This is a genomic window from Acinetobacter sp. NIPH 298 (assembly GCF_000369505.1).
In the GTDB taxonomy this organism is placed as follows: Bacteria; Pseudomonadota; Gammaproteobacteria; order Pseudomonadales; family Moraxellaceae; genus Acinetobacter.
The window spans coordinates 2,361,807-2,380,515 of sequence record NZ_KB850055.1 but is presented as its reverse complement, the minus strand read 5'-3'; the positions used below and the strand labels follow the sequence as shown (position 1 = coordinate 2,380,515).

The 18,709-nt window shown below is 39.5% G+C and carries 13 protein-coding genes; 6 read left to right on the top strand and 7 right to left on the bottom strand.

What is annotated here, in order from left to right:
* Positions 1-112: 112 nt before the first annotated feature.
* The 4 genes from holA to F903_RS15970 form a co-directional block, all read right to left on the bottom strand.
* Positions 113-1,108 (bottom strand): DNA polymerase III subunit delta, encoded by a 996-nt coding sequence (holA, locus tag F903_RS15985; RefSeq protein ID WP_005198624.1) that lies wholly within the window; start codon positions 1,106-1,108, stop codon positions 113-115.
* A gap of 9 nt (positions 1,109-1,117) precedes the next feature.
* Positions 1,118-1,627: an LPS-assembly lipoprotein LptE gene (gene lptE / locus F903_RS15980; RefSeq protein ID WP_004672680.1), complete on the bottom strand. Its 510-nt coding sequence runs from the start codon at positions 1,625-1,627 to the stop codon at positions 1,118-1,120.
* Positions 1,628-1,675: 48 nt separating this feature from the next.
* Positions 1,676-4,300 carry a leucine--tRNA ligase gene (gene leuS / locus F903_RS15975; protein ID WP_005198622.1) on the bottom strand — a complete coding sequence of 875 codons (2,625 nt, stop codon included), beginning with the start codon at positions 4,298-4,300 and terminating at the stop codon, positions 1,676-1,678.
* A gap of 143 nt (positions 4,301-4,443) precedes the next feature.
* Complete coding sequence (locus F903_RS15970) at positions 4,444-4,794, bottom strand: DUF4124 domain-containing protein (RefSeq protein WP_005198620.1); 351 nt, start codon at positions 4,792-4,794, stop codon at positions 4,444-4,446.
* 506 nt (positions 4,795-5,300) lie between these two features.
* Between F903_RS15970 and F903_RS15965 the strand changes: the two genes are divergently transcribed.
* The 4 genes from F903_RS15965 to F903_RS15950 all read left to right on the top strand — a co-directional run bounded on the left by F903_RS15965 (position 5,301) and on the right by F903_RS15950 (position 11,189).
* Positions 5,301-7,025: an acetolactate synthase 3 large subunit gene (locus F903_RS15965; protein ID WP_004672683.1), complete on the top strand. Its 1,725-nt coding sequence runs from the start codon at positions 5,301-5,303 to the stop codon at positions 7,023-7,025.
* The gene (gene ilvN / locus F903_RS15960; RefSeq protein WP_004672684.1) at positions 7,025-7,516 is read left to right on the top strand and encodes an acetolactate synthase small subunit; all 492 of its coding nucleotides are present in this window, start codon (positions 7,025-7,027) and stop codon (positions 7,514-7,516) included. Before F903_RS15965 ends, ilvN begins: the two co-directional genes overlap by 1 nt.
* A gap of 105 nt (positions 7,517-7,621) precedes the next feature.
* The gene (gene ilvC / locus F903_RS15955) at positions 7,622-8,638 is read left to right on the top strand and encodes a ketol-acid reductoisomerase (protein WP_004672686.1); all 1,017 of its coding nucleotides are present in this window, start codon (positions 7,622-7,624) and stop codon (positions 8,636-8,638) included.
* 487 nt (positions 8,639-9,125) lie between these two features.
* Entirely contained in the window at positions 9,126-11,189 is a 2,064-nt protein-coding gene (locus F903_RS15950) for a putative bifunctional diguanylate cyclase/phosphodiesterase (protein ID WP_005198616.1), read from the top strand.
* 85 nt (positions 11,190-11,274) lie between these two features.
* On the opposite strand, the gene F903_RS15945 is transcribed toward F903_RS15950, so the two are convergent.
* Complete coding sequence (locus F903_RS15945) at positions 11,275-12,420, bottom strand: alpha/beta fold hydrolase (protein ID WP_005198614.1); 1,146 nt, start codon at positions 12,418-12,420, stop codon at positions 11,275-11,277.
* A 294-nt stretch (positions 12,421-12,714) separates the two neighbouring features.
* On the opposite strand from F903_RS15945, the gene F903_RS15940 reads away from it, so the two are divergent.
* On the top strand, positions 12,715-13,788 hold the full coding sequence (locus tag F903_RS15940) for an AraC family transcriptional regulator (RefSeq protein WP_005198613.1): 1,074 nt from the start codon (positions 12,715-12,717) through the stop codon (positions 13,786-13,788).
* A 307-nt stretch (positions 13,789-14,095) separates the two neighbouring features.
* On the top strand, positions 14,096-15,793 hold the full coding sequence (locus tag F903_RS15935; RefSeq protein WP_005198610.1) for a zinc-binding metallopeptidase family protein: 1,698 nt from the start codon (positions 14,096-14,098) through the stop codon (positions 15,791-15,793).
* Positions 15,794-15,868: 75 nt separating this feature from the next.
* Here the strand turns inward: F903_RS15935 and F903_RS15930 are convergent, their stop codons facing one another.
* On the bottom strand, positions 15,869-17,377 hold the full coding sequence (locus F903_RS15930; RefSeq protein WP_005198608.1) for a hypothetical protein: 1,509 nt from the start codon (positions 17,375-17,377) through the stop codon (positions 15,869-15,871).
* A gap of 424 nt (positions 17,378-17,801) precedes the next feature.
* A complete protein-coding gene (locus F903_RS15925; RefSeq protein ID WP_005198606.1) occupies positions 17,802-18,188 on the bottom strand; it encodes a carboxymuconolactone decarboxylase family protein in 387 nt (128 codons plus the stop codon).
* Between the last annotated feature and the right edge of the window lie 521 nt (positions 18,189-18,709).

Sequence of the window (18,709 nt, the reverse complement as noted above, 5' to 3'; positions counted from 1 at the left end):
TTAAAAAATTTTGTTTAGTATAAAAGTGAAATAAGGATAAAGCGTGAATATTTTTAATCTATAATGAGAATAATTCTCTATTTTCTTATTTGATCTAGCGCTTTGTATCGGTTTACGAAGATTGGGTAAATAAAGTTGTGCCACAAAGTTTGCTAATCGCTTGCAACATTAAATGATTGCTGTTCTGTTTGGACATGCCTTTGATGGCAGCATCTATTTGCAATAATAAATCAGGCCATGTGAGAAACTGCTGCGGATTTAGACGACGTAGCGCCTGTTGATAGTTTGATACTTTGGTTTTCCAAATACCCAGTTGCAAGGCGTTTTGTGGTTGTTCAAACAGTTGCATCAATAAACGCATTTCCTTGCTCAGCGTCCATAAAATCAGACTATCAGGCTCACCTGCTGCAATGAGGTATTGATAAATTTTAACGGATTGCGCTAAGTTTCCCGCCAGTAAGGCATCGCTTAAATCATAAGTGGTATAACGCGACTGATCCTGCAAACAGGCATACAATTGTTCGGTCTGAATGTGTTGGATATCAGGGAAGGTGTCCGCAACACGCATCAAGCTATTTTTAGCAGCCAATAAGTTATGTTCATGATGCTGCATTAGCCATTGCCATGCTGCTTGATCTAACTGAATACCGAGTTTTTCTGCTTCAATATTTAAAATACGTTGTCGGTCTTGAGGATAGGTGGCAGTGAGTGACACGACCACACCATTGGCTTCGACCACTTGGAAAAATGCAGATTTGAGATTGCCACTGTCTTGTTTTGGTAAAACAATCAGCAATAAATTATGTTCATTGTGTTGAATATAACTTTTGAGTTGTTTTAAAGCGCTGGCATCGGGTTTGATATTGCCATGAACTTCGATTGCCAGTTGTTGAGAAAATAATGACAAACTATTCAGGGCATTAAAGACATTTTTCCAATCATTGACACTGCTAATATCATAACGCTGGCGTTCAACTTCTTGTTGCTGCCAGCTCTTACGAAAGGTGTCGAGCAGATTCTGCTCGAGTAGAGGCTCTTGACCATGAATGATCCATGCACCGCGAGCTTCTTTAACCCTTTTTAACGCTTGAACATAATCTAGTTTCATAGATACAGATTATGATTGAGCTTTAGGTAGGCGATTTGCTGCGATCTGACGCGTCACTTGCTGAGCTACATCATCAATCACAATACGATTCAGATAAGCTTCTTGTTGATTATCCGTGTTGACTGTTGCGACATCGTATTGGTAAGTGCGTGATGCAGTTAAAGTACGCGGTTCAGTAATTTTATTGCCTTGACGGTCTTCAATTTGAAAAGTCACTGTCAAACGAAGCAGAACCTCAGTCAATTTACCATTCAGTAATTGGCGGCGAGGGGTGTAATCCAAAATGCGCAGTACATAAGCATCATTTGAATTGCTCAGTTGTACGCCTGTTGCACTGAGATAAATACTCAGTCGGTTTTCCAGCTCATCAGTATAGTCAGGCAAAACTAAAGTCAGTTTGTTATAGACCAGTGGTGTTGCCGCTGGATTATTGCCTTTTAAGTGAAAGCCACAGCCGACTAAGCCTGCACTTAGACCTAAGGTTAAAACAATCGCAGCTAAACGTTGTGCTAAGTGCATATCCATTCCTCATAGACAATGAGGGCGTATATAATACGCCCTTACAGTTTAAACGACTAAATTCACCAATTTGTTTGGTACAACGATTTCTTTTTTGGTTGGACCAGTTAAGAATTGTTGAACTTCTGGTAACGCTTTTGCCTGAGCCAATAAATCTTCTTTAGAGATATCGACAGCGACGTCTAACTTAGCACGAAGTTTACCATTCACTTGTACAACAATCGTTTGTGTATTACGGGTTAACGCAGACTCATCGACTTGTGGGAATTCAACTGTGGTTAAATCCATTCCGAACTGAGTTAACAAGGTTTGACTCAAGTGCGGTGCAAATGGCGCAAGTAAAGTCAACAATGTCGTAATGGCTTCACGCGCAACTGCAACGTCATTGTCATCTTTGACTTCAAACTTATTACTAGCATTGAGTAATTCCATCAATGCTGCAATAGCAGTATTAAATGCATGACGACGTTCGATGTCATCACCCACTTTTTGAATAGTTTCGTGGGTTTTACGACGTAAGTCTTGCGCATCTTTTGAAAGTTTGCTGTGATCAATCGCCGTTGCTTGATTGTCTTTTTCCAAGAAACCAGACGTTAAACGCCATACGCGTTTCAAGAAGCGGTTTGAACCCTCAACACCTGCATCTGACCATTCTAATGATTGATCTGGTGGTGCAGCGAACATCATAAATACACGTGCAGTATCTGCGCCGTATTGATCAATAATCGCTTGTGGGTCGATACCATTGTTTTTCGACTTGGACATTTTTTCTTGTCCGCCGATCACAACTTCTTGACCATCACCTGAATATTTAGCTGAAAGGATACGACCCTTTTCATCGCGTTCTAATTCGATGTCGGCAGGGTTAAACCATGTTTTTTTGCCATTGTCAGCTTCACGATAGAAGGTATCTGCCAAGACCATACCTTGCGTTAACAAGTTAGTAAATGGTTCATTGCCTTGTACTACACCTTCATCACGCATCAATTTATGGAAGAAACGTGCATAAAGTAAATGCAGAATCGCGTGCTCTACACCACCGATGTATTGGTTGACTGGAAGCCAGTTTTGCGCAGCTTCAGGTTTAACTAGACCGCCCGTAAAGTCAGGCGATGCGTAACGCGCATAGTACCAAGATGATTCTACGAAAGTATCCAATGTATCGGTTTCACGACGTGCATCGCCACCGCAGTTTGGACATTTTGTTTCATAGAACTCTGGCATCTTGTTTAATGGATTGCCAGAACCATCTGGAACCACATCAGTCGGTAATACCACTGGCAATTGATCTTCTGGAACAGGGACTTGACCACATGTATTACAGTTGATCATTGGAATTGGACAACCCCAATAACGCTGACGAGATACACCCCAGTCACGTAAACGGAATTGAACCTTCGCGTTCGCTAAACCTTGTGGTTCTAATTTTGCAAGGAATGCATCAAAAGCCGCTTGGAGGGTTAAGCCATCAAATTCGCTAGAATTGACCAGTTTGCCTTCTTTAGAGCCATACCATTCCTGCCATTCAGTTGCAGTGTATTCAGCATCATCAGCGCCTTTAGCATCAATGACTTGCTTAATTGGTAGGTTGAATTTATTGGCAAATTCAAAGTCACGCTCGTCATGTGCAGGCACAGCCATTACCGCACCCGAACCGTATGACATCAACACGTAGTTTGCGATCCACACTGGCAACTCTTCACCAGTGACTGGATGCTTCACAAATAAGCCCGTTGCCATGCCTTTCTTTTCAGCAGTGGCTAAATCAGCTTCAGCGACTGAACCCATGCGACATTCTTCAATAAATGCAGCAAGTACAGGGTTACTTTCCGCTGCTTTCAATGCCATAGGGTGTTCAGCAGCAACCGCGACATAAGTTGCACCCATCAGGGTATCTGCACGAGTGGTATAAACCGTTAAGCTATCTGCATACACGTCAGGACTTGCAGAAGGGAAAGTGATTTCCATCCCTGTTGAACGACCGATCCAGTTACGCTGCATGGTCAAGACTTGTTGAGGCCAGCCATCTTTTAAGGTATCTAAATCGTCTAATAATTCTTGTGCATAGTCAGTAATGCGGAAGTAGTACATTGGAATATCGCGTTTTTCAACCAATGCACCTGAACGCCAACCACGACCATTTTCAACTTGTTCATTGGCTAAAACGGTCTGGTCTACAGGATCCCAGTTCACGGTTGAAAGCTTACGATAGATCAAGCCTTTCTTATAAAGCTGAACGAATAACCATTGTTCCCAGTGATAGTACTCAGGGGTACAGGTAGCAAATTCACGATCCCAATCGACAGATAAGCCCAATTTTTTTAATTGATCACGCATATAAGCGATGTTTTCAAAGGTCCATTTTGCTGGTGCAACTTGATGGGCAATCGCTGCATTTTCCGCAGGTAAACCAAATGCATCCCAACCCATTGGTTGTAGAACGGTTTCACCTTTTAGGCGGTAAAAACGGCTAATCACATCGCCAATCGTGTAGTTGCGCACATGGCCCATATGCAGTTTGCCACTTGGATAGGGGAACATCGATAGGATATAGCGATGTTTACCCTCTACAGTGTCTGCAACTTTAAAAACTTTGCGATTGTCCCAGTCTTGTTGAACTTGAGGCTCAATGGCACTTGCTTGATATTCGGCGTCAATGTGAGAAGTCGTCATAGGGATATGCGATACAACAAAATAAGTGGAAAATAATTGCTGCACAGCATAGCGCAAAACGGGGTGAAATGTCAGTTTTTAGCAGTGTTTTTATTGGATATAAGTGAGGAGAATGTCTTGGACACTCTCCCTAAACTTTTAAGTTATTGTTCTACTGGTGCTGCTGCTATTCCTATATTTTGTGGTTGGGGTGTTTCATCTCCATGCATATTTTCTTGTTGAAGCTGATTTGTATTCGATGAGGTGTTGTGTTGAGGTGTAGTTTGCTGATTTTGTGAAGAAGCATTGGGACTGCTTTGATTGTTATTTGAACCATAAGTTGAAATTTTATCTAAGCGTTTTGCTCCTTTAGGTGGTGGAGTAGTGGTGTAATGCGTCGAACCATTCGTATCGATCCATTTATAATATTGTTGAGCATATATTTGGCCAGAACAGAACATGAACAAACTAGTTAAGATTATGGATGTAATTGTTTTTAAATGAGATGATTGCATTGTGATTTTCCCCAAGATCATTTGATCCGATCAGTTGTTTAATATTTAAAATAAATACTTTAACTGGAAATTATAAATACCAAAAGTACAATAATTGAAATAAAACTCATTTGAATATGCAGTTATTTTTATAACTGCGCTGTTTAAAAAAACAGCAGCCAAAAAATATTATATAAAAACTGTTGCTTTATTCTTGACTTTGTTTAAGAAAGCTACAAAAATGCTTGCTTTAGTTTTATATGCGTTTATTTGATCACCCTTCGAATAAATGTCATGGCTTGCAATGGACATTCTTTCTAGCCGAGAGAATGATTTTTTGAAATATGTTTATCCCAACATGTTTTGATTCGAGATGTAATAACAGCTTATACGGCTGATGAGTCAGAAAATTTTTCCTATTGCAGCAAAAACGAGTAGAATACGCACACATACAAAAAGTGCATAAGTTAATGAATGAAACACAATTTATGCCTCCCATAAATTGTGTAAACATAGGGTGAATCACGTTGGAACTTTTATCTGGTGGTGAAATGCTCGTTCGTGCCCTCGCGGACGAAGGCGTAGAGCATGTTTTTGGTTATCCAGGCGGCGCAGTTTTACATATTTATGACGCGCTTTTTCAACAAGACAAAATCAATCATTACCTTGTACGTCATGAGCAAGCTGCTGGTCATATGGCAGATGCTTATTCACGTGTAACAGGGAAAACAGGTGTTGTTCTTGTTACTTCTGGTCCAGGTGCAACAAATACTGTAACTCCAATCGCAACTGCGTATATGGACTCAATCCCAATGGTGATTTTGTCTGGTCAGGTTGCGAGTCATTTAATTGGTGAAGATGCCTTTCAGGAAACAGATATGGTTGGGATTTCTCGCCCAATCGTAAAACACAGTTTCCAAGTGCGTCATGCCAGCGAAATTCCTGCCATTATTAAAAAAGCATTTTATATCGCATCTTCTGGCCGTCCGGGTCCAGTTGTGGTCGATATTCCTAAAGATGCAACCAATCCAGCAGATAAATTTGCCTACGAATATCCTGAAAAAGTGAAGATGCGTTCTTATCAACCGCCATCACGTGGTCACTCAGGTCAGATTCGTAAAGCAATTGATGAGCTGATTACCGCGAAACGCCCAATGATCTATACAGGTGGTGGTGTTGTTCAAGGTAATGCGTCTGGGTTGTTGACTGAACTTGCACATTTATTGGGCTATCCAGTTACCAATACTTTGATGGGCTTAGGTGCTTTCCCTGGAAATGATCCACAATTTGTGGGTATGTTGGGGATGCATGGAACCTATGAAGCCAATATGGCGATGCACAATGCAGATGTCATTTTAGCGATTGGTGCGCGTTTCGATGACCGTGTTACCAATAACCCTGCTAAATTCTGTCTCAATGCTAAAGTCATTCACATTGATGTCGATCCAGCAACCATTTCAAAAACCATTATGGCGCACATCCCGATTGTGGGTGCAGTAGAGCCTGTGCTGCAAGAAATGTTGGCACAACTCAAGCAGATGAATGTTTCTAAGCCAAACCCTGAAGCGATTGCAGCATGGTGGTCTCAAATTAATGAGTGGCGTAAAGTGCATGGTTTGCGTTATGAAGCGGCTAAAAATGGTGAAATGAAACCACAACAAGTGGTTGAAGCACTGGACCGTGTGACCAATGGTGAAGCGATCATTACCTCTGACGTTGGTCAGCATCAAATGTTTGGTGCAAACTACTATAAATACAAACGCCCACGCCAATGGATCAACTCTGGTGGCTTAGGTACCATGGGTGTTGGCTTGCCATATGCAATGGCAGCCAAGCTTGCATTCCCTGATCAGCAAGTGGTGTGTATTACAGGTGAAGCATCGATTCAGATGTGTATCCAAGAATTATCAACATGTAAGCAATATGGCTTGAATGTAAAAATTCTTTGCTTAAATAACCAAGCTTTAGGCATGGTGAAACAGTGGCAAGATATGAACTACGAAGGACGTCATTCAAGTTCTTATGTCGATTCATTGCCTGATTTCGCTAAGTTAATGGAAGCTTATGGTCATGTCGGTATCCAAATCGATCATGCAGATGAGCTTGAGTCTAAACTCGCTGAAGCGATGGCGATTAATGATAAATGTGTATTCATTAATGTCATGGTCGATCGGACTGAGCATGTTTATCCAATGTTGATCGCAGGTCAGTCGATGCAAGACATGTGGTTAGGAAAAGGGGAGCGTACCTAATGAGACATATTATTTCGGTACTCGTTGAAAACGAAGCTGGTGCGCTTTCTCGTTTAGTAGGCTTATTTAGCCAACGTAACTACAACATTGAGACTTTAAATGTTGCACCGACTGAAGATGAAACCTTATCTCGTCTGACCTTAACGACTTATGGTGATGACCATAAAATTGAACAAATTACCAAGCAGTTGAACAAACTGGTTGAAGTCGTGAAAGTGGTTGACCTGTCTGAAGGTGCACACATTGAACGTGAGTTGATGTTGATTAAAGTAAAAGCGTTGGGAGCGGCTCGTGCTGAAATCAAACGTACTGCTGATATCTTCCGCGCTCAAATCGTTGATGTAACGCCAACGACTTATACCATTCAGATCGCTGGTACTACCGACAAGATTGATGGTTTTATTGATGCATTGGCTGAAAATACCATCCTAGAGGTTGTACGCTCTGGTGTTTCAGGCATCGCGCGTGGCGAAAAAGTTCTAACAATTTAGTATATATTTCTCCCAATTTTGGCCAAAGCAATGCCAAAATCGGGAGCGACCAAATCTGTCCTTGTACAACAAGGAAAATGACAAAAATTTTAGCGGAGAAAACAGATGCAAATTTTTTACGATAAAGACTGTGACTTATCAATCATCCAAGGCAAGAAAGTTGCAATTATTGGTTATGGTTCACAAGGTCATGCTCACGCACTTAATTTAAAAGACTCTGGCGTAGATGTCACTGTTGGTTTACGTGCAGGTTCTACTTCTTGGAAAAAAGCTGAAAATTCAGGTCTTAAAGTATCTGAAGTTCCAGCTGCTGTTGCTCAAGCTGACTTAGTCATGATCTTGACTCCAGATGAGTTCCAATCTCAGCTTTATCGTGATGTGATTGAACCAAATATCAAAGAAGGCGCGACTCTAGCATTTGCACATGGTTTCTCTATTCTTTATAACCAAGTTGTTCCACGTAAAGACTTAGACGTGATTATGGTTGCACCAAAAGCGCCAGGTCATACTGTACGTTCAGAATTCCAACGTGGTTCAGGTGTTCCTGATTTAATCGCGATTCACCAAGATGCGTCTGGTAATGCACGTAACGTTGCACTTTCTTATGCTTCTGGCGTAGGTGGTGGTCGTACTGGTATCATCGAAACTTCTTTCCGTGAAGAAACTGAAACTGACTTATTCGGTGAGCAAGCAGTTCTTTGTGGTGGTGCGGTTGAATTGGTGAAAATGGGCTTCGAAACTTTGGTTGAAGCGGGTTATTCACCAGAAATGGCATATTTCGAATGCCTACACGAATTGAAATTGATCGTTGATTTGATGTTCGAAGGCGGTATCGCGGACATGAACTATTCAGTATCAAACAATGCTGAATATGGCGAATATGTAACGGGTACTGAAGTTATTAACGAACAGTCTCGTGAAGCAATGCGTAATGCATTGAAGCGTATCCAGTCAGGTGAATATGCAAAAATGTTTATCCAAGAAGGTGCGTTAAACTATCCTTCTATGACTGCTCGTCGTCGTCAAAATGCTGCACATGGTATCGAAGTGACTGGTAACAAGTTACGTGCGATGATGCCTTGGATTCAAGCAAACAAAATTGTTGATAAAGAAAAGAACTAAGTTTTAGTTCCATCTTTGAAAAACCCTTGTTTTGATACAAGGGTTTTTTATTTGCTGTTGATAACAGAGTTATAACAATACAAATAAAAAATAGGCTTAATATTGTTCATGTTTTAATCGATTTAATAAGTATATTTCGTATTTGATTGAGGCAATATCGTTGCATACTTTGGGGTATCTGCACGATTCACAGCATTAAAAGAGTAATCACTTAAACTTTAAAATAATCGAGTAAAAGATAAAGTAAGTCTTTAGATAAAAATGGAATGGGAAAAACAATATTTTTTATAGGAATAAACTGTATTTTATGTTTTTATTCTATTGATTTATAAAGTGAAAAAGACTTGACCTTATGCTAGATGATGTTATTGTTAGGAAAAGTTTATGAAGATAAACTTCATATTTCTTTGAGTGTGAAGGATCGTTCTGATTTTGAGCAATTTGCTCAGTAAATAAAAAAAGTACTGAATAATCATGGAAGTCCTTTATGGTACACGTTGATTACGATAGCACATTGGTCATCGTTTCCATTCTGGTTGCAGTCGTGATCTGTTACGCTGCAGTTTCAATGGAAGAGCTCGTTTTTAAAGCTGCTTATAAAAAGTTTGAAAAAAGCATTTTAGTAGCGAGTGGTCTGATTTTAGGCCTAGCGATATGGTCGATGCATTTTGTGGGGATGCTGGCTAGCCATTTGCCAGAAGGATATCATTTTGATGTTGGTTTGACGGTTCTCTCTTATCTGATTGGAGCGGTCGCCTCTGTCTTTGCGGTATGGTTGACTTCGCGTCAAACTTTACCTCTTGCTCGTTTGATTCTAGGCGCTGTTTTTATGGGGCTTGGGATATCTGGCATGCATTATACGGGGATGACGGCGCTCACCGTTGAATATCATCAGATGTATTATGATCCATTGCTTGTGATCTGCTCGATTTTGATCGCAATTAGTGGCTCAGGACTAAGTTTCTTTTTTATTTTTAAATATAAAGCTGCGGTGAATTATAGAATTACTTTAAAAGTAATTGTTGCTGTATTAATGGCACTGAGTATCGTTGGCATGCACTATATCGGCATGGCTGCAACGTACTTTAATGAAAACCTCGTTAAAGTAATTACTCCTGCACAAACTGAACAAAGCGTTTTATTATTCACGATTATTGTTATTACCAGTTTGGTTTTTGTCGCAGGTTTCGCGGTAGCTATATTGGAAGCTCGATTAGAGCAACGCAATCAACAACTCACTTTAATCAATAAAGAACTTGCGACACAGTCTTTACATGATGCATTAACTAAATTGCCCAATCGTTTATATTTAACCGATTATGCCGAGGTTGTTTTTACTCATCATCGGTTGCGTGAACAGAAAGTTGCTTTTTTATATATCGATTTAGACCGCTTTAAATCTGTGAATGATGCTTTTGGTCATCATGTTGGTGATCAATTACTGATTCAAATGGCAAATCGTTTACATAATCAACTCAATGCCAATCAAAGGTTATTTCGTATTGGTGGTGATGAGTTTGTCTTGATTTCGGAAAACACCGACAGCAATGATGCGATGCAACTTGCAGAACGTATTTTGTACTTCATTCAGGAAACCTACTTGATTGCAGGTAAAGATATTAATATCTCTGCGAGCCTTGGAATTGCGATGTATCCTGAGCATGGAACCAATGTGCAAGATCTCCTGATTAATGCAGATATTGCCATGTTGATGTCTAAAGATCAGGGACGTAATACCTACACCATGTTTCATGCGATGACGGATCAACAAGATGTCCGTAGTCAGTCAAAATTGATCAATGATTTGTATAAAGCAGTGGATGAGCAGCAGTTCATTTTATTTTATCAACCTAAATTTACGGCAAATTATGAGGTATGCGGTGTTGAGGCACTAATTCGTTGGAATCATCCAAACTTAGGATTATTAACGCCGCACATGTTTATTGATGGTGCTGAAAAAACAGGTTTAATTATTCCAATGGGATATTGGGCGCTGGAACAGGCTTGTCAGCAAATTCAGAAATGGGAACAAGAAAATAGTCCGTTTTATCCCATTGCAGTCAATTTATCGGCGCTTCAATTTGAAAATAAAAAACTCTTTAGTGTCTTAGAGCAACTGATCGAACAATATGCTATTCAACCTCAACATCTGATTTTAGAAATCACTGAGTCAACCGCAATGCATCATATTGATTCGAGCATTCGGACTTTAGAGCGTTTACGCAAGTTAGGTATCCGTATTGCAATCGATGATTTTGGTACAGGTTATTCAAGCTTTTTGTATTTAAAAGACTTACCTGTAGATGAGTTGAAAATAGATCGGGGTTTTATCATCGACTTACAGCCAAACTCTAAAGAAGAAGCCATTTTAGAAAGTATCATTCATCTTGCTGCAAAACTGGGTTTGACGGTAACCGCAGAAGGGGTAGAAACTCAACAGCAAGCTGATATTTTAACCAAGTTGGGTTGCCATCAGTTACAAGGATATTTATTGGGGACACCGGTCAATATTGAGAGTTTGGTATTGCATCGTCAGCAACGCTTGGCTTAGCGTCCCAAGCATTTTTCGATTAGGCTGAGTTAAAGGTAAGGTTGTGGCTTTAAAGGATCGCAACCTTACCGACCTATGCAAATGATCAAAGAGAGCGTTGGGCTAACCAATCAGTCACCACAGGCCAAACGGTTTGCGGTGCTTGATTGCCTGAGACCAGTCCCATATGTCCGCCTGCAACGATTTTAAATTGCTTATCTTCACTGCTAATGAGGTCCATTAAAGGGCGTATCGCTTCAGTGGTGACGATGATATCGGTATTACCACCGACCGCGAGTACCGAGCAGTCGATATCTTTTAAGTTGGCAGTCTGTTCACCGAATTGAACTGAACCCGTCGACAACTCATTATCGATCCAGAAGCGTAAAATAATATCTCGCATAACACCACCTGGATAGGCCAGCATGTTATCGACAAAAGAGCTTGAGGTTGCATGGTTAATCACAAATTGGCGATCATTCAGATTTCTGACCAGGTCCCAATAATTTTTAAAGTTACCGATAGGGTCTGTTAGTTTAAAACCAAGGGTGTTCTGCCAACCATGAATATGAAAGACACGGCTTGGGATTTGTTTAATACGAAAATTGGTGTTGTTGCGAATCCATTGCGCAGGAATGGTTAAGCGTTGGTATAGCTTGCCCATATAACCTGATTGATGGGTGTTAATCGGTGAGGCTAAAATGACTAAGTTTTTTATATTTTTATCTTTAAATAACGAGGTATAGCAGAGTGAAAGGGCACCACCTAAACTCCAGCCATACAGTGACAGTTGTTGCTGACCACTATGTTCTCGGATTTTTTCGATAAAGTCAGGCATAAACGTTTTTACGTAAGTGCCTAAATTGTATTTGGCTTGGCGCAAACTCGGTGTACCCCAATCGATCAAGTAAAGCTCAAAACCTTGTGATTGAAAATAACGGACTAAGCTACGTGAAGGAAATAAATCGTAAATCAGCATATTTGCAGCTAAAGGCGGCACAATAACCAATGGAATACGGTGTTTTTGCGCTGCGCCTGCATCTGCTGCGTAATAACGTAAACTAATGATTTCACGTTGATAAACAACGTCAAATGGTGTTTTACCTGATAAGGCAAGTTGATGTCCGCGTAACAAGCGATCCGCTGCATTGGAAACAATATGACGTGTTTGCTGACTCGTAGAACTATTCAGCATTTTTTTTACAGCTTTGGAGTGAAGTAAACGTTGTTTAACTTTCGGCAATTGAGTCATTGGAACCTAAAACTCTAAGGTTGCTATTCAGTAGCCGCATCTTAGAAGAAAAATGAGATGAGCTCAGTGACTCATCTGCTTAACTTATCCCCCAAAATGATCAATTTAGGATGTTTATTGAATAGATTTTCGAAAAAGGATTGTATATCCGTGATCCTATTTAGCTTGGTATCAGTCAAATAGACGGTCTGTTTAATTCAGTCAATTGGTTTCGTACATTGAAATTTGTGCATAAACCTCATTTGTGATTTAAACTTATTATGATTGAAGGATCAATTATCTAGGGTGATGAAGATGACCACTGATTTTCCAATAAAAATGGATGATACTCTTGGAAGTAAGGTGCTGGTGGGTCTTGTAAACCATATTTTAGAGCATGCTAGTTTTTTTGGAATCAATAGAGAAGCACTGTTATTGCAAGGCGGTCTGACAGAAGAACAATTAGGTGATTCGAATCAATGTATTCCGCTCAGCCATTTTGAAAAAATTATTGCCTACATCTATAGTTATAGTAGCCAAAAAGATCCATTAATTGCTTTAAGTTTTTTCCAAAAAATGGACTCTACAGCTTATGGTGTATTAGGTCATTTAGTACCCTTGGCTTCTAGTTTGAATAAAGCAATTGAAACATTAAAAGAGTTTCAACCACTGATCGGCTGTATTGGTGATATTTCATTACAAGCAGAATCTGACGTGGTTTATTGGAAGTGGAAATGCAGATCAAACGATCCGATTTTTAGCCGTTGTGCCAATGAATATAACTTATCATGGTGGCTCAGTTTACTTCGTTTAGTCAGAAATGAAGAGTTTTCCATTCTCAAAGCTGTTCACTTTACGCACTCTTTGGCGAAGCCTGAATTACAAGCATATTATGAAACGTTCTTTGGTTGTCCTGTCTATTTTGATCAAGCAGAAACAGCTTTGTTATTGTCACCTAAATCATTAACCATGACATTGAAGACAGGAAATGCAGGTTTATATGACAGTGTCAGATTATTCGCGTCAAAGTTATTAGAGCAACAACGAGTTGAACAAAATTTTGCACAACAAGTGAAGGCACAAATTTATTTATTACTTCACCATGAGCGATTGTCTCGCGAAAATGTTGCAGAACAATTAGGTGTTAATGTAAGAACTTTAAGTCGGAAGTTGCAGCTTGAAGAAAGTTCATATAGCAAATTACTGGATGAAGTTCGTTTTGAATTAGCCGTCAATTATTTGGAAAGTTATCAGCATTCAGTTTCATTTATTTCAAAAGCATTAGGTTTTTATACCAGTCATTCCTTTATCTCTTGGTTTAAATTGCAGACTCAGTTAACACCAACTCAATATCGTAAAAATGCAAATTCTAAAGTGGTCGAAGACTAAAACTTATAGATGCTTAAAACAGACCATTTTTCAGTTTGTCCCATATTAGAAATGAGGTGACTCAGAAGCGTTATTTTTAAATGATGAGTTCATTATAGGATTTGAAAGATGACTTAGTGAATCATCAATGAATTCTAGTTGCTAACAGCGACTCACTGTAGTGTTGTAGGGATTAGCATGATTTTGATGATGAATAAGAACGTTAGTTCGGTAGGAATATGGATATTTTTACTCAAAACTCGTGATTTAAATAATCGGGTAAGTCACATGAAGATGTGTTGAGTTTGAGTAAATAAAGGGAATGAATATGAAAATAAAACAGATTTATCAGCAATCTATCGGTTTGGTGTTACTTGGATGTTCAGTGACGGGTTGTGGAAGTGATCGTAATACGGTTGTCGTTAATCCACCTGTTATTGGAGACAGTTGCCCAAGTATTATGGATGAAAAACAATTTACGGACGCTAAAACTTTAGAAAAAATGGTACAAGTCGGTCCTGACTTGGCGCAATTGCGTTCAACAGGAAGTCAAGCGCACCAACAGTTAATTAATTGGATCGAACTTGAAGCCAAGAAAATACCGGGTATGCAGCTAAAATCAGATCAATACGAGATTCAGCGTTGGCAACCGATGATTGTGGCTGAAAATGGTAAAGGTCGCAGTTTATTACGTTCTGGGCAATTGTCCGTGAATGGAAAAGAGATCCCGATTGCTGGAGCTGTTCCTTATTCATTAGGTACAACTTTAACTGGCAACAGTGGCGAATTGGTCTTTCTCACAAGCAATCAACCTATTACGGCTGAACATAAAGGTAAAATTATTGTGCGTGCGATTCCAACGTCACAAGACCCTGTATATGCCAATATGGTTGCACCACCTTATGCATTTTTATTTCAGTTCGCAAAATATTTAAGTTCATCGCTAAATGAACTTAAAACACAACGATATGACAAACCTTTCTTAGCTGGTGAGTTAATGAATCAAGACTTAATTGCTGCTGGAAAAGTGGGAGCTGCAGGTCTGATTCTTGGTTTTGATGTACCTCGAGATCAGATTAAAGACTACTTTGATCCGCACAACGGATTACATTATCGACTTCCAGCAGTATTTTTAGGTGTGGATGAATTTGCTGAAGTCAAAGCTTTAGCATCGAGCAATACACAAGCAAAAATTGTGGTTCAGGCTGAACGAGATAATGCTACTACCCGCAATTTGATTGCCACTCTGCCGGGTTTAAGTGATGAAAAAATTGTATTTGTCGCAAATACAGATGGGAATACATGGGTACAAGAAAATGGTGTAAGCGGTATGATTGCAATGGCACAATATTTTGCAAAGCTACCGTTAAAATGCCGCCCGAAAACCTATGAATTTGCATTCAATACAGGTCATTTACATATGTCGAAAGAGGGAACCTTTCGATATATGGAACAACTCGATCAAGAATATAAACAAGGTAAAGTCAGCTTTGTTTTTGCAGTAGAGCATTTAGGAACACGCGAAATCGTTGCTAAACCACGAACAGATGATGGTGTTGGAAGAACGTTAGAATTTTCAGGTAAGCCAGAACCACAAGCTTGGTTTGTACCCGAAGATCATGTGTTAATGCAGAAAGTTGCAACCGAAGCTGCGGAAAGACGTAAATTACCTGCGGTGATGATATCGACGGGGCAGGATGTGCCGAATGCTAAACGCTTACCAAAACAGTGTGATTTTGGGGGAATCGGAAATGCTTCACATAAAAACTTAATCCCAACTATGGCGACAATTTCAGGACCTTGGTCACTTTGGGCGCCATCATTTGGCAAAGATGCTGTTGATTTTAATTTAATGAGAGAACAGTTATTAGCGATTGGTGATAGTGTTTTGGCTTTGCAAAATCATACTAAAGCAGAAATTGATGGACCTTATACCGCTTGGAGAGCGGCTGGCGAGCAAGGAAAACTTGTTTGTTCACATAACACGAATAGCGGTATAGAGGATGCGACAAGTACCGTGAATTGATGAAGAGATATAAAGGTTTTGTCTAAGTTATAAGGAGGAAGTCTAGATATTTCCTCCTTATTTGTTTGTATTAAATTAAAACTTTTCTCTCACCCAACCATATGCGGCTGCGAATGGTAGGGCTGTTCTTGCCAAATATGGTACATGCCATAAACCACCGTGATTAGCATTTTCCATAATCAGTTCTAATGGATGATCTAACTGCTTATCTGGATTCGTCGCGCTCTCTGGGTTATTTAGATCATGAATCCAAAGCGCAGCCATAATGGCATTAGTCGTTTCAGGATTAAAAGTTTCAACCTTAAATAAATCAGCACCCGAAAAAGCTGCTTTCAGAATTGGATTTTTAACGACCGAGTGTGTTGTGGTAGACGGCGCAATATTGATGACTGTCTTTTGACCACGCGCACGTGTTGAAATAGCGAACCATTGTTGCAATCGCTTCGCGAGGGCGTAGTTTGGACCTTGTTCAATCACCATACAGTCGGAAATACCATATTGTTGACCATTATCTGATTGAATTAACTGTTTCAAATTGGGTTTGAAAAAGTTACTAAGAGAAATATTGTGAATGGATTTAGTGAGCAGTTTTTCTACGATTGGACGCTGTTTAATTTTATCCTGTATAGAATGCACGACTGCTTTTGGAATGGCATAGATATCGGTCGGCGTGAGCATAAACATGATACTGCTATCAGGTTTGTGTTGACTCACTTGTTCCATGATACTGATCATGGCGATGGAAACACGAACATGCTTTTCACCATCCAAATACGCGATCCCTGCCAAGTCTAAAGTCTCAGAAAAGGTGTTTAACCAATTGGCAATCTCTGGCGTTTGAGTCAGTAAATTTGCACCAAGTTGCTGCTTATCAGCGACCTTCATTTGCGGTGCGATTAAGGTGGCATTACCTTTTTCAATCACTTTGGTGATTTTTTCCCAAATGGCTGGATGGGGGAGGTCAATCGCTACAATATTAGCACGCCATTTTGCTAGCCAACTTAAAGGACCTGCTTCAGAACCTGCACCGAACAACACCATAGTGCGCTTTGATAAATCAAACCATTCAGGATGTTGATTGAGTAAGCGGAGCGCCTTGGCATGACTCGGTTCGATGACTTGTTGTTGTTCCCAAAGGTCAATTTGCTGTAATAGTGCTTCGCCTTGTAATTTTTTTCCATGATAGGGAATAAACCAAGGTTGAATCGTTGAGCTACCTGTGCCTTTTAATATAAAAGACTCAAAAGGCTGATCTTTAATATTTGCCATTGCACTAGTTAAAGTATGACTTTGTTCAGCACGATTAAAATTAAATAAACTTTTGGCTGTCTCAAGACCTTGCTGTGCAATACGTGCAGGATGATCGACGGATTCGATCCCGACCTTGACCAATTCGTGGAAATAAAATGGATAATTTTTTCGCCAGTTTTTCTCGCTAGCCAATTGTGTAGCGTAACGAGAATCTACACTTTGTAGTGCTGACTTTAAAATTTGTTTAGCAGTATGGGTGGTACTTGGTGATTTTTTCCCAGACTGTAGAGGGAATTGTATGCCATCATGGTCAAATTGTATTTTTTTACTCAATTGATTGCTCCATTTTACTCAAAATTCATTCATTATCTTGCACATCTTAGTAAGTTCAGGCGCTAAAGATGATGGCAAAAAGTGTATTAATAGCGCTTAAGCTTTATTCGATTGATATTGAGGAAAATTTAGTCAGAGAAAATTGAAATATGCTTGTATTTTTCTATTTCACTGTAACCTTTCATACAGCCCAATCGAGACAAATAGGGTTTAAAGACTTAACTTATTATTTTCAAAGCATAAAACTAAAAATAAAGAAAGAAGTAACCTAAATGGGGCATTTGATTATTGATTTGGGGCATTTAAACAGAATAGATCATGTGGCTGATATTAAATGTAGCAGAGTCTTGAAAGCAAAACGCCGAAAAATTCTTGATTCGGCGCTAGACTTTTTAACGTGAGCAATGCTTAGTTGAAATTTAATTTAAGATTCAGGCGTGTAGTCTTGAATGACTTCAAGCGCGGCTCGAAATGCTTCCTGAGTCGCAGGTGCACCACAGTACGGTAGGCTATGTAGTAAGACTTCTTGAATTTCTTCAATACTCGCCCCATTGTTCAAAGCGCCACGAATATGGCCTTTCAGCTCAGTGGGGCTTTTGAGTGCAGTTAGAAACGCGATGGTAATCAATGAGCGATATTTCCGTGGCAATATATCTTCACGTTGCCAAGTTGAACCCCAAGCATGTTCATTAATCCAGTCCTGTAGGGGTTGCGTGAACGGCACAGTATTGTCCTGTGCGCGTTTCACAAATGCTTCGCCCATGACTTCAGTACGAACTTTTAATCCATTTTCAAAATCTTGTTGTGACATATTTTTACTCTTATAGCGGCGGAAAGGGTTGGATTTGTCCATCGAAAGATATTCATCCTAACTCAATCACTGGATGAGCTAAAGCCGCTTATTTGGATTGTTGTATTTGAAGATAAAATGAATTCATTAAAAAAATAATGAAAATCAAATGTTTAAAATTTAATAATTTTAGATTAATTGTTTGATAAATATTGGTTTACTCAATGAGTATTAACACGATAGTGAAGAGGGATAATAAAGAGATGAAGGAAACGCCAAAAATTATTTCTTTTTTCATGTTCATAGTTACACCTATTCATTTTTCAATCATTATGTGGAACGAGATATATTTTTTAATAAAAATGTGTATTTTGCACATATTAGGTGAGTGTTGGTTTGCTGTCAAGCTGTAATTTTGACCAAAAGTTTCATGTAAATCTCATGTTCTAAATCAAGTATGTCTGATTCATATTTTTAATACGCTTGGTAATTGGGCTTTAAGTAAACATAATCCGTCGGTGTTCAGTCTTAGAGCTGTGTAT

Excerpts from the sequence above, each read along its gene's own strand:
- holA (WP_005198624.1), bottom strand. The coding sequence starts at position 1,108 with ATGAAACTAGATTATGTTCAAGCGTTAAAAAGGGTTAAAGAAGCTCGC.
- lptE (WP_004672680.1), bottom strand. The coding sequence starts at position 1,627 with ATGCACTTAGCACAACGTTTAGCTGCGATTGTTTTAACCTTAGGTCTA.
- leuS (WP_005198622.1), bottom strand. The coding sequence starts at position 4,300 with ATGACGACTTCTCACATTGACGCCGAATATCAAGCAAGTGCCATTGAG.
- F903_RS15970 (WP_005198620.1), bottom strand. The coding sequence starts at position 4,794 with ATGCAATCATCTCATTTAAAAACAATTACATCCATAATCTTAACTAGT.
- ilvN (WP_004672684.1), top strand. The coding sequence starts at position 7,025 with ATGAGACATATTATTTCGGTACTCGTTGAAAACGAAGCTGGTGCGCTT.
- ilvC (WP_004672686.1), top strand. The coding sequence starts at position 7,622 with ATGCAAATTTTTTACGATAAAGACTGTGACTTATCAATCATCCAAGGC.
- F903_RS15950 (WP_005198616.1), top strand. The coding sequence starts at position 9,126 with ATGGTACACGTTGATTACGATAGCACATTGGTCATCGTTTCCATTCTG.
- F903_RS15945 (WP_005198614.1), bottom strand. The coding sequence starts at position 12,420 with ATGACTCAATTGCCGAAAGTTAAACAACGTTTACTTCACTCCAAAGCT.
- F903_RS15940 (WP_005198613.1), top strand. The coding sequence starts at position 12,715 with ATGACCACTGATTTTCCAATAAAAATGGATGATACTCTTGGAAGTAAG.
- F903_RS15935 (WP_005198610.1), top strand. The coding sequence starts at position 14,096 with ATGAAAATAAAACAGATTTATCAGCAATCTATCGGTTTGGTGTTACTT.
- F903_RS15925 (WP_005198606.1), bottom strand. The coding sequence starts at position 18,188 with ATGTCACAACAAGATTTTGAAAATGGATTAAAAGTTCGTACTGAAGTC.